Annotated in this window: 12 protein-coding genes; 4 read left to right on the top strand and 8 right to left on the bottom strand. The window is 38.1% G+C overall.

The annotated features are described in order from the left end of the window. Positions 1-207: 207 nt before the first annotated feature. The 6 genes from UYC_RS0134475 to UYC_RS0134505 form a co-directional block, all read right to left on the bottom strand. Positions 208-900: a hypothetical protein gene (locus UYC_RS0134475; protein WP_016876149.1), complete on the bottom strand. Its 693-nt coding sequence runs from the start codon at positions 898-900 to the stop codon at positions 208-210. A 900-nt stretch (positions 901-1,800) separates the two neighbouring features. Next, on the bottom strand, positions 1,801-2,340 hold the full coding sequence (locus UYC_RS0134490; protein ID WP_016876150.1) for a GNAT family N-acetyltransferase: 540 nt from the start codon (positions 2,338-2,340) through the stop codon (positions 1,801-1,803). 182 nt (positions 2,341-2,522) lie between these two features. Next, complete coding sequence (locus UYC_RS0134495) at positions 2,523-3,116, bottom strand: protein-S-isoprenylcysteine O-methyltransferase (RefSeq protein WP_026087562.1); 594 nt, start codon at positions 3,114-3,116, stop codon at positions 2,523-2,525. Next, positions 3,001-3,237, bottom strand: a complete 237-nt coding sequence (locus UYC_RS35975) for a hypothetical protein (protein WP_100227222.1) — start codon at positions 3,235-3,237, stop codon at positions 3,001-3,003. The genes UYC_RS0134495 and UYC_RS35975 overlap by 116 nt, the downstream gene beginning before the upstream one ends. A gap of 99 nt (positions 3,238-3,336) precedes the next feature. Next, positions 3,337-4,275 (bottom strand): isopenicillin N synthase family dioxygenase, encoded by a 939-nt coding sequence (locus UYC_RS0134500; RefSeq protein ID WP_016876153.1) that lies wholly within the window; start codon positions 4,273-4,275, stop codon positions 3,337-3,339. Between the two features lie 129 nt (positions 4,276-4,404). After that, positions 4,405-5,217 carry a DNA adenine methylase gene (locus tag UYC_RS0134505; RefSeq protein WP_016876154.1) on the bottom strand — a complete coding sequence of 271 codons (813 nt, stop codon included), beginning with the start codon at positions 5,215-5,217 and terminating at the stop codon, positions 4,405-4,407. A 128-nt stretch (positions 5,218-5,345) separates the two neighbouring features. Between UYC_RS0134505 and UYC_RS0134510 the strand changes: the two genes are divergently transcribed. The 4 genes from UYC_RS0134510 (at position 5,346) to UYC_RS37030 (ending at position 7,260) form a co-directional block, all read left to right on the top strand. Then, positions 5,346-5,858, top strand: a complete 513-nt coding sequence (locus UYC_RS0134510; RefSeq protein ID WP_016876155.1) for a GNAT family N-acetyltransferase — start codon at positions 5,346-5,348, stop codon at positions 5,856-5,858. Between the two features lie 260 nt (positions 5,859-6,118). Beyond that, positions 6,119-6,859 (top strand): dienelactone hydrolase family protein, encoded by a 741-nt coding sequence (locus tag UYC_RS0134515; RefSeq protein WP_016876156.1) that lies wholly within the window; start codon positions 6,119-6,121, stop codon positions 6,857-6,859. Positions 6,860-7,022: 163 nt separating this feature from the next. After that, on the top strand, positions 7,023-7,184 hold the full coding sequence (locus tag UYC_RS39245; protein ID WP_016876157.1) for a hypothetical protein: 162 nt from the start codon (positions 7,023-7,025) through the stop codon (positions 7,182-7,184). Continuing rightward, positions 7,171-7,260 carry a helix-turn-helix domain-containing protein gene (locus UYC_RS37030; protein ID WP_235082993.1) on the top strand — a complete coding sequence of 30 codons (90 nt, stop codon included), beginning with the start codon at positions 7,171-7,173 and terminating at the stop codon, positions 7,258-7,260. Before UYC_RS39245 ends, UYC_RS37030 begins: the two co-directional genes overlap by 14 nt. A 46-nt stretch (positions 7,261-7,306) precedes the next feature. Here UYC_RS37030 and UYC_RS0134525 read toward each other — a convergent pair whose 3' ends face one another. Both UYC_RS0134525 and UYC_RS0134530 read right to left on the bottom strand, forming a co-directional pair. Beyond that, on the bottom strand, positions 7,307-8,527 hold the full coding sequence (locus tag UYC_RS0134525; protein WP_016876158.1) for an EAL domain-containing response regulator: 1,221 nt from the start codon (positions 8,525-8,527) through the stop codon (positions 7,307-7,309). Between the two features lie 173 nt (positions 8,528-8,700). Then, entirely contained in the window at positions 8,701-12,606 is a 3,906-nt protein-coding gene (locus UYC_RS0134530; RefSeq protein WP_016876159.1) for a PAS domain-containing sensor histidine kinase, read from the bottom strand. Between the last annotated feature and the right edge of the window lie 7 nt (positions 12,607-12,613).

A 12,613-nucleotide genomic window follows, 5' to 3' on the forward strand; every position in this document is an offset into this window, starting at 1 on the left:
GCAATTAATTACAAGCTTTTTAAATTGATATTCTGCACTTGCTTTTCCTAAAACCAATTTTGAACAAAACTCAAATCTTCATCAAATTGCAGGTATGTATAATAACAATTGTTATTTTAAATAGGATTGGGAAGTATTTGTAAGCAAATATAAATTCCCCTATCTCCTATATTTAGAAAATGTTATTTCATGTTACTCTGCTTCTGTCTAACGATTTTTCTTGCCCGGTTGCGATCGGCAGATCACGAGGGTTTTTCTTTTAGGTTTGGTTTCATCATTAGATTCGGGAGTAAAGGAAAAGACACTAAATAAACTATCCGTTTTATCTAATGGTAACTCACCCTGCAAATTGCTTATTTCTTGTGGAAGGCTAACTTGACCATTTTCATCTAAAAATGGAGTTAAATTTGATTTATTGATAGCAGACAGAGAATTTAGATTCGCAAAGGGATGAACATATGGCGCATAAAATGCAAAATTAATATAAGTGATATTTGTGGGATCTGTATCATCTTCTAACCTAGCTTCATATTTAACTGCTTTTTCGACAAACTTACCAGTAAAGCTACTTTGTTTTGCATTAAGTATTTCAAATAATGTTGGATTTTCTGTTTCATATACTAAAGAAACTTTCAAATTCCCTGGATTAAATAGAATCACTGTTTCATCTTCTGGATTTAGTCCGAGACGATTAACATAAACTGAGTTTGGGATTGCGTCATAAAATTTTCCGTGGCACAAAGGAATAGAGGTATCAATACCAAAGAGCAGATAATCTTGTTGATTAATCGCACGACCAGAAAATCTGCCTAGACCTAAAGCAGATTGTGGGGCTAAAAAACCTGTTATGGCTAATACTGTAGCTACTAATTTGAATTTTGCTAATTTGTTAATCATCATTTAATAACCTCTAAAGTTGTTTCTCCATTGCATGAAATAGGCACCCCAAATTTTCAACTTCTATCACTATCAAGAAGATGCAGTAGTCTAAATTAGATTTAAAGACAGGCAAAGCCTCACCAAGTACAAAATAACTGCAATACTTGGCGTACTCGATATATGAAATGCCTAAACAATATCGAGTTCAAGTGACAAAACACTTTTATGAATTTGGTGTTGGATTTCAAAATTTTTAGCACTAAAAACCAGCTACAAACTAAGAAAATTCTGGTTCCAAACCCTTATAGAACTTTCCATTTGAACATGACACTGGTTTTTCGCTTCTCTACTGCATTGGGTCAATTAATGCATAGCCAACAGAATTTATAATATCATTAGTGTGCTCTTTTAATTGAAAAAATTATTTCTATAGATTTTTTTATAACAATATGTAAACAGTTTGTTAACAATCATTTACTCTTTTGGTCACTCTTGTCGAGTCTTTTTTACATATATTTAAGTAGTCTTTATGAACTGCATACACCAATAACGAATGATTGCTACTAAAGGATATACCGCCTTCGGTGTCTATTAGAAGGGCATTGCCAACAGCAGATGCTACAAAGCGCTGCTCACCGCTACGCATCTACTGCCCTGTGCCTTTTTCCAATCAGATCGGCGCGGAGCTTATAAGACTGCATCAGAAACTTTGCCGATCTGTTGTTCTTTAAGTTTGGTTCAAGTTCAGAAAAGTTAATACCGTGATTGGGGAGCAGATCGGATATGAAGTCATGAAGTTGGCTGTGCATTCTTCTGACACTCTACTGGAGAAGGTTGTTAACGGATTCTAGCTGAATAGTTAGCATTATTATTTACACTTCACTTCATCGTATTGTAAGTGTGTTGAACATAGTTAATTTACTAACTTAACTGGTTTCTCATCAACATGAACTGTTCTAAATCGTGATGCTCTCCTTTCCAAAAACCACGCTCCATCAGTATCCCCTGACTCTGAAAACCTAAACTTTCCAAAAGCCTTCTAGAAGCCATATTTTCTAACATGATTTGTGCAATGACAAATTGCACTCCTCTAATCTCAAACCCATAATTCAGAATGGCACGTAAAGCCTCACTCATAATGCCTTGTCTCCAAAACTGACTAGCAAGCTCATAACCGACTTCGGCAGCATTGGCTTGTTTATCCCACGTAAACCCACAGGAACCAATCAGATAGTTGTCTGACTTACGAGCAATTCCCCAGCGTATTCCACACCCACTTTCAAATCCCTTTGCCCGTCGCTCAATCACCCCTATTGCTTGATTGAGGTGGTTGAAAGTATCAAGGTCATGAAACTGAGTTACATTTGAATCGGAGAATATGGCAAACACAGCCTCTGCATCTTCCTGAGTAGCTTGTCGAAGCCAAAGCCGCTTTGTCTCAAGGTTTGGAAAAGAAATCATCAGTCAATTTATCAACTTCAAGGGATGCGATCGCACTAGAAGCTTACTATTACTCAAAATTTTGTCAAGTTCAAATCACTGCACAAACGCAGAGTGTCTTTCCGTTGTGGGTAACGGCTTGTTGTAGAAATTTGGGATTATTATGCCGTGTAACCTGCAACTACATCTCAACAAGTAATACATTAGAACAGATAGGGAACTAATCGCTTTGTACTTTGCCTGTAGGCTTCATACTCATCACCGAATCTGTCAAGCAGCATCTGTTCCTCCTGGTTAACTCGTGTTGCATACGCAATACTAAAACCAATGAATCCAGATAAACCTGCAATCCAATTTGGCAGCAATAATGCTTGGGCAACGCAAAGTAACAGCACAGAGGCATACATCGGATGACGAATGTTTTGATAAACGCCATTGGTTGTTAATGTGTGTCCTTCCCTGATTTGCAGGGTTGATGACCAATTTTTGCCCAAGTCATGATGGCTGCGCCAGAACAACCAAAGCGAGAGCATAAGAGCGGCAATACCTAATACATTAGCCCAGATTGGTAGTTGGTAGTTTACAGAATTTAACCAAGGAGATAGAACATAAATCAAAGGGAGAAATAGTATCCCAATCAATAACAGAAGGCGAACTAATTTTTCCTGAATGGTTTTTCGATCATCCACAATCGTATTCTTTTTCTGCTCTTTTTGATAAGGGATTCTCACGAGCAGCCACAATATCATTCCAATTATGAAAATTATCTTTGATGTCAGTGGATTCATCTTGCTCATCTCCTACATTGACCCAAAAAGTAGTCGTCAATCTGGTAAACTTTTGATTACTCTCCTTAAGTTCAGTCAGCGAGAATCTTCGCAAATGCACAAAAAGGCTGCTCATGACTTGAGTATGCATCACTATATTATTAGAATACGTAATTATGGTGGGTGAAGTTAAGCAATCACCTGACAAAATAGGATCAACTATCACTAGATGCGGATCTAAAATTATGAATTAGTAAGTTGCTCGTAAACGGCTCAAAAGATATTCTCCTGCCAGAATCGGTGGATAAATAGGAGTATGTTCTTTTTGGCAACTCTCAAGACAAGCAATTTCCGTATCATCGTTAGGATGGCAGAAAAATGCCACAGAATACCGAGACTGTTTTACTCTCTCATCGCTAGGAATTATTACCCGATGTTTAGTTGAGCAAAATACGTGATTAGTCCATCGTTGCATTAAATCCCCAGTATTAACTATGACAGTATCGGGAATTGCTGGCGCAGCAATCCACTGCCCAGCTGTTGTTTGTATTTCCAAACCTCCAATTTCGTCTTGAAACAGTAAGGTAATGCTGCCATAGTCTGAGTGTTCGCCAGCACGCACTTGCCCTGGTTGGGGTAATTGTTGCACTGGAGGATAATGCAGCAGCCGCAGGGTATGATTTTGTTCGGTATGTCTAGTTATAAAAAAATCTTCTGGTAATTGTAAAGCCAAAGCAAATGCTTGCAATATTCTATGAGTTAATTCTGTGCAAGCTTGATAAAAAGCGAGAATACAAGAGTCTTTTGCTGGAGAACTTAGGCATGACACAAAAAAATTCTCCGCGTCATCACGTCCCCGCGTTGCCGCGTCTTTTCGTCCCACATTAAACGCCTCTTTCAAATCACCTGGTTTATTAGCATCAAGTTTTTCTCTCTCAATTCCAACATAACCTTGATTGCTAAATTCATTACTCCAAGCTAATTGCTGTTTTATTTCCAATGATAAGTTGAAAAAGGCTTTACTTTTTGAAAATACTTGCTTGATTAAGTCTAGAGATATACCATGATTTTGCAAGTACATAAAGCCGATTTCATGACAAGCTTGATATATTTGCTTGACTACAGTTTGTCTATTTCTAACATTACTATCGGCAAAGAGAGAAAAATTAATAACTGGAATCTTGTCCATCGTAGAATTTTAACTTTAGATTTGATTCTATTTGAAGCCGAAATCGCAATTGACGATTTATGCCTACTTAAACGGTAAGACAATAATTATTTCATCTGTGCTGATACCCCTGACGACATTGTACCTTTTTTATAATTTAATAGGATAATTAGCAATTAGCAATTCCTTACCTTTTTCTGCTTGATTTTGTTTGTAGTTATTCATGCCATATTGCAATTCCCATTCATAAATGTAGGCAAAGGAAAAATTATGCCGTACCTCTTCACAGTTGTCATAAGTAATCAACCATTTGTGCGAACACTCTGACATTAACTTGGCAAAGCGGGCATGATCGAAGCAAGTATGCAGATCGCCCTTTTTACCATAGAGTTTAGATTTACTCTTACTAAGATAAGGTGGATCGAGAAAAATAAATACATCATCTCCAGGTTCTTTTAATAGGGCGCTGTAGTCAAAGTTAGTGATACGAGTATTAATAAAACAACCATTCAAAGCTGCTAGTCGTTCAATAGAAGAGTTTGTAAATCGACTTTTGAAAGAAGCACTAGAGTAACCACCACTCTCTATAGTGCCACTAAAAGTAATTCGATTGAGAACAAAGAAACGCACAGCCCGCTCCAATGGAGTCATTGTACTAGTATCTGCAACTGCAAGAGATTTAAATAAAGCACGTCCATCTGTTGTCTGTTGCTTGATTTTCCAAACTTCCTCAACTAGCTTAGGCAAATCAATTTTTACCTGAGTCCAAAAATAGTAAAGTTCTTGGTTGAGATCGTTAATCCAGCAAGGCAATTTGGGGTATTTTTGTAAGATATGAAAGAAGACAGAACCTCCACCCACAAAAGGTTCACGAAACTCTTTAAACGTAGGAGGTATATAGCGGGCAATCTGAGGAATCGCCTTCTGTTTCCCACCAGGATAGCGTAATGGACTTTTAAACATAAGGAATTATAGTAGTAGCAATCAAAACACATATCTCTGACTTTTTAAAAAAGTCGGGGATATTATAGGGCAAAATTTACGTATAAATTGGTTGATCTAATTATCAAATTGTAAACCAGGATATAAAAATGTTGAAGATTTTAAAACTAGAGCCAGATTTACATAGAGTTCACGTGCAGGAATTATTTTTTGAATATTTAAGTTGGATTAACTTGATGACAAGCAGTGAATTTAATTTCAGTTTTGATGTTAATTCATATTTAGAACAAGATATGACGAAGCTGTATCAATTTGCTCCCCCAGAAGGAAGACTATTGTTGGGAGAATACGATGGAAAAATAGCAGGATGTGTTGGCTTGCGAAAAGTTAATGATGAAATAGTAGAGATAAAAAGGGTATACGTTAGACCTGAATTTCGTAGAAAAGGTATAGCTCGGCGCTTAGTAGAAGCGATTATTCAAGAAGCTTGTCAAATAGGTTATACAAAAATTCGTTTGGATGCTGCACCTTTTGTCAAAGAAGCACAACTTCTTTATCGCTCTCTAGGTTTTCAGGATATTTCTCCTTTTGCTGAAAGTGAAATTCCCGAAAAATTTCACTCTTTATGTGCTTTTATGCAGTTAACAATTAAGCCTGATTAAAATAAAAAATATATAAAATTGTACAAATACGACTTGAATATTTGGAATTAAGTAAAATAATTAAAGATAGCAGTAAGCTGCTCGAAATCCTCATGCACTTGTGTAGAAGTTAATTTTACAATAACCGTAAGTAAGGTGGGCACCGCCCATAATGTAAAAAGAAGAGTTTGAGGAAAATTAGGCAGTGCCCACCCTACAAAAATTGCAATCAAACAACTGGTACAAGATTTGAATTTACAATCATTATATGGAGACAAAAAGTGCAAATCACTAAACGCAATGTCGAATTGAGAGTGGATGACAGTTTAATGCGTGTTTATGTGGCAGCCCCAAAAGCAGCAGGGCTTTATCCAGGTATTTTATTCTACAGCGATATTTATCAGTTAGGCGAGCCAATGATTCGTCTTGCAAACTACTTAGCTGGATTTGGCTATGTTGTAGCAGCCCCAGAAATTTTTCATCGTATGGAACCAATTGGTATGGTTATTGAACCAGACGATCTCGGTAGAATGCGGGGCAATGATGATGCTCGTCGCACTTTAGTTGCTGATTATGATGCCGATCGCATTGCTGCAATTGAGTTTCTCAAAGCAGAGATTTCGGTTGCTCCGGGTAAAATCGGTACTCTCGGTTTTTGTATTGGTGGGCATCTAGCTTTTAGGGCAGCTTTTCAAAGTGAAACGAAGGCAACAGTCTGTTGTTATCCAACTGGCATTCCCAGTGGCAAATTGGGTAAAGGGGTAGCCGATACAATCCAACGGGTAAGTGAAATTAAAGGCGAAATGCTTATTGTCTTCGGTACTCTCGATCCTCACATCCCGGCAAATGACCGTCAAATTATTATTCAAGCTCTTGAGCAGGCTGGCGTACCATATAAAGTCTGCTCATACGAAGCAGAGCATACATTTATGCGTGATGACGGTTATCGCTACGATTCTGCTGCTGCTACCTCTGCTTGGTCTGAAATTATATCTTTCTTTCAACGTATTTTTGCGGACTGAACAACAGCTAATACTGATTCACTTTAAGCGGCACTATCTTTGTTGTCTTTGGCTATGGAGATAAAGAAATTAGCGATCGCTATTCTTATATTCTCATTACAAAAATCTTATATTTAGCTTCTAAGTTGAATATACATTCACTTAGTGCGCCCCACTTTCAATAGTGGGTTTTCTTTTGGAATTGCCAAACAGCCATCAAGCAGAGCCACTACAACCATCATTACCAGAGTTGAACCTGGCAGTAGACCTGATTGCCTCTGGTCGCATTTCTGAAAAACCCAGCTACTCCGATTCACGATATCGCATTTGTATTGGGGTTCTCTGAACCGAGTGCCTTTCACCGTGCCTTCAAACAATGGACAGGACAAACTCCACAAACTTATCGATTATCATGCTGTTAATACGAGGTGCGATCGCACTTGACAACAGGACTTTTAAAATATTCTCTTATCTTTGTCTTAATGATTGATACTGGTCATCAGACAAAAACTTTTCAAATTCTACTGCTGGAATCGGTCGGCTGAAAAGAAAACCTTGCATAGCATCACAGCGATGTTGACGCAAAAAATCTAGTTCTTCTTCAGTTTCTACACCTTCAGCTATTACCTGAAGATTAAGATTGTGTCCCATCTGAATCAATGCAGTTGTTATAGCTGCTTTCTGTAAGTCACAATTAATATTGTGAATAAAGTAGCGGTCAATTTTTAATTTATTAATTGGTAGTTTTTTGAGATACATTAATGAAGATTGACCAGTACCAAAATCATCAATAGCAATTGTCACTCCCAAGGAACGCAATTCATTCATCGTGGCAATTACCATATTTATATCTTGTACAATCAAACTTTCGGTAAGTTCTAGTTCTAAATAGTGTGGTTCCAAATTGTTTTGTGTTAAAAATGTCACTATTTTTTGACTCAAATCTGGATGAGTAAATTGACGGGCTGACAAATTAACAGCAATCCGGAGTGGAGAATAACCTGCATCACGCCAAGCTTTATTTTGTTCACATACACTTTGCAATACCCACTCGCCAATAGGGATAATTAAACCTGTAGATTCTGCTAAAGAAATTAATTCTGAGGTAGCAACAATTCCTAATTCAGGACTCTGCCAACGTAGTAAAGCTTCTGCACCAAAAATATGACCTGTTTTAAGATCTATTTGTGGTTGATATTCAATATAAAATTGTCGGAATAGGGCTTGTTCTATAGCCCTGCGTAAAATACTTTTTACAACTAGCATCTCTGAATTTGAAGTATTTACTTGGATGCTAGTGGAAAATTGCTGTTTCAAAATTGCTTGTTTTTGCAAGCGAGTATCAATAGCACTTAATAATTCTGCACGAGTAAATGGTTTGGTGATATAGTCATCAGCTCCTAGATCCATGCCTTGGCGAAAGTCAGTTTTTGTTGCTTTCGCTGTAATAAAAATAAATGGAATTGTTGCAGTTATCGGTTCTTGACGCAATGCTGTAAGCACACCAAAGCCATCAAGTTCTGGCATCATTAAGTCACACAATATTAAATCAGGCGCTTCGCTGTGAGCTAACTTAACTCCTAATTTACCATCAGCAGCGCCGACAGTATCAAAATCTTCAGCTTCCAACAAATCTAATATATTTTCACGAACTGTTTGCTCATCTTCTATTACTAGAATTTTAGTCATAATCTCCGTAATAATTTAAAAATAGGAATTGGATAGTGGATAGTGGTTAGTAGGTAGTAGTTGATTGGTAATTTATTTTGGATATAACTACTAATTGCTGTATGGGTGGTTTGAGGAGACAAATTAACAGTTTGAACGGCAAAATTATCAACAAAACTCGCCCCTGCTAACTATTACACATTCTTTAATGGCAAAGCTACAATAAATGTCGTTCCTACTTCAAGTTCGCTAATCACTTTAATTTCACCCTTATGAATATCTACGCACTTTTTTACTATTGCCAATCCCAAACCTGTACCTTGAATGTTGCCGACATTAGCAGCACGATGAAAAGATTCAAATAGATGAGGTAAGTCTCCTGGTGGAATACCAATTCCTCTATCTTGTATTTCAAATACAGCTTGTCCTTCCTGACAAGTAAGAGCAAATTTGATAGTACTATTATTTGGAGAATATTTTTTGGCATTTAAGAGTAGATTTCTAAGAATATACCCTAGCAGTTTTTCATCCATACAGCAGGGTATGAATTCGTAATCACAGTTCAATGCGATCGCACATTGGGGAGCGATATCAACTTGTAATTCTTCTAATAAGTTGCGGCAGTATTGTACTAAATCTAGAGGTACAGGTCTAAACTCTAATTTTCCTACATCCACCTTACCAATTACCAATACATCATTTAACATATCAGTCATATGTTTGACAGCTGTTTGAATGCGATGGATGTGTAAAAGCAGTTTTTCTTCTGTCCATTTGTGGCGATAGTGTTCCAATAGTTCTGAAGAGGAAAGAATAGTACTCAATGGGGTACGGAATTCATGGGAAGTCATGGTAATAAAGCGAGATTTGAGTTCATTTAGTTCTTTTTCTTTCTCTAATGCTGTTCTTAGTTCCTTTTCCAACTGTTTGTGTTTTGTAATATCAGCTCGATAACCGACGATTTCTATTGGATTACCTGCATCATCCCACAACACTAGCTTGGCTTGGTCGTATACCCAACGATAGCTACCATCTTTATGTAAAAAACGATACTCATAACTATTTTCTCCTTGGTCAAATATTTTTGACACTTCTGATAAAACCCGTGTTACATCGTCTGGATGAATATGATTGATCCAAAAGCTAGAATCTTCAATAAATTCCCACGCTTTATAGCCCATCATGGCAGTAATATTGTCGCTAATAAAGGTAATACCGTAATCACCATCGGGTTTGCAGGTATAAATAATTGCTGGAGTAGAGGAAAGTAAGTATTGCAATCGCGCCTGTGATAATAACAATGCTGCCTCTGCTTGCTTGCGATTGGTAATATCGTTTTGAATGCTGACATAATGGGTGTAAGTACCATCAGCATCAAACACTGGAAAAATACTTAATTCATTCCAAAAAAGACTACTATCTTTACGGGAGCTACGTAAAACTACGGTACAATTTTTTGCTTGTTTGATAGCTGTATTGATTTCTTGCGCCGCTATTTGATTCAGATTTGCGCTTTGGATCAAGCAACTGCTTTGACCGATAATTTCTTCTATAGAGTAACCAGTAATGTTCTCAAAGGCAGAATTAACGTAGATAATTGGCAACTGTGGCAGTCTGACATCAGCGATCGCAATACCGTTAGTACTGGCAGCAATAACGCGATCGCGTAAACGTAGGCTTGCTTCTGCTTGTTTGCGCTCAGTAATATCAGTATGGATGCTAACTGTACCGATAATCTTACCAGTCGCATCTTTAATAGCATCAGCACGAAGATAAATGTCTAAAATTCTACCTCTGCAAGTTTTCATTTTGACTTCACCGCGCCAAGAACGATCGCTGTTTACAGCTGCAAAGATTTTTTGACACTCTGCTTGATGCGGATAAAGAGCTAGTATTCCTCCAGCAGCTTGCAATTCTGCTAAGGTGTACTCAAACAGTTCGACAAATGCCGGGTTGACGTAAATTTCCTCACCATCGATGTCAATCAAGCCAATAGCATCACTGCTACTTTCTATGGCTTTGCGAAAACTTACTAAAGATTCTTCGGCACGTTTGCGATCGGTAATATCTGTGGAAATGCCACAAATAGCATAGGGAACACCATTAATATCTTTTAAAGGAAATTTGACAGACAGATAAATATGTTCTCCATCTGTTTGAGGAGCAACTTCTTCTACTTCTAGATATTCCCCACTAGTGAAGACATGATGATTGTTTGCTGCAAACTTACTAGCAACTTCACCAGGAAAAACATCATATAAACTTTTACCTACAATCTCCGCTTTGGTAGTGTGAAATAACTGTTCATACTGACGGTTAACAAGTAAAAATCTGTTTTGATTATCCATTACATAAATAATTGCTGGAGAGTTATCTAAAATCGCTTGTAGCTGTTGTTGAGTCTCCTGTAATGCCGCCTGTGCCTGATTGCGTTCGGTAACGTCTCGACTAATGCCACGATAACCACGGAAGTTACCTTCTCGATCGAAGATTGGAACTCCATTCGTTTCTAAAACTACTGGGTACCCATGTTTATGTATGTTGATATTTTCAAGACATTCAAATGGCTTTTGTTTACTAACAATTTCAAAAAAAAGTTCGGCAATACTGTCTCGTTTGTATGGAGGCATCAACTCTAAGGGTACTTTGCCTAAGATTTCTTCGGGTTGATAACCTAATATGTCACTTACTTTCGGACTTACGTATGTATAAGCAGCGTTTTCATCAACTTCCCAAATTAAATCGCTGCTGGTTTCTATTAAGTTGCGGAAACGCTCCTCGCTCTGTTTAAGAGCTGCTTCGGTATGTTTGCGATCGCTAATGTCAGTGATGGTGCCAATATAAGCAATGACTTCACCTGTGTCTGTTTGCTCTGCAACCGACTGACCAACAACCCAACTAATACTACCATCAGGACGCTGAAACCTATACTCGCAGGAAAATGGTAGATTGTGGACAGCGGCTTGGTACCAATCTTGAACAATTCGCTCTCTATCGTCAGGATGAAGGGCACGCTCCCAACCATGGTTCATAGCTTCTTCAGGAGTAAGCCCAGTAATTTCACACCAACGCTTGTTAACGTAAAGACAATTTCCGAAAGCATCCGTTTTAAAAATACCTACTGGTAAGACAGCAGCGATAGTTTGATAGCGTCGTTCACTCTCTTTTAGGGTAATTTCGGCGCGATCGCAATCGTGTTTTTGTAATGTTTGTTGTAAGGCTTGTGTTAATTCCTCCACTCGCCTTTCTAGTTTTGCTTGTGCTTGTTTAAGCTGATTGATATTTCGCCCTTCGGCGAGTAGCATTACCACTTTGCCTGAGTCATCTTTGAGCGCTCTCAAAGAAAAGTCGAAGCTAGCGACGGTATCGTCTGCACCAAGTAGATCAACTTCGTAACGTACAAATTCACTGTTGACAGCGAACGCGATCGCTGCTTTTAATTGGTTTTGGGTTTTGCTAGAAGTTGCCCACCAACGTGTTTCCCAAAACAAACGCCCGATCACTTCTTGTGGCTGCAATCCTCCAAAGTCGAGTGCTGTTTTGTTGGCTTCTAATAAAATTCCCTCTGGTGTTAGCAGCACCATAAATTGAAATGTGCCGTTGAAAATCCCAAGAAACTTTTTCTCGCTGTTTTGCAGTTCCTCTTCAGTATGTTTGCGTTTAGTAATATCTCGCTGCACAGAAACAAAATGAGTGACTTTGCCCTCGCAATCTGCGATCGGCAAAATTTTTACCTCTACCCAGTATGTAGAGCCGCTTTTGTGGTGATTGATTAACTCTGCTGTGACTGGTAATTTACTTTGAAGAGCAACGCGAATTTTGTTGAGTTGAGTGCGATCGGTTAATTTACCCTGTAATAGTCGTGGTGTTTTACCGATCGCTTCAGTGGCGCAATACCCACTCATCCGAGTAAAAGCTTCGTTAACATAAACTATTTGCGCGTCGAATGGTGCATCTAGCCTGTTAGCTGTTGTAATCACAATGGCATCGTTAGCATGAACAACTGCTGACTCTAACAAACGCAGTTGTTCTTCTATATCTGCTGCTACTAATTGCGAGTTGCTTAACTCATGGCAGCCTAAATCGGTAGTAAGTGTCACTTTGCCT

Origin of the sequence: Chlorogloeopsis fritschii PCC 6912 (genome assembly GCF_000317285.1) — a bacterium.
Classification (GTDB): Bacteria; Cyanobacteriota; Cyanobacteriia; order Cyanobacteriales; family Nostocaceae; genus Chlorogloeopsis; species Chlorogloeopsis fritschii.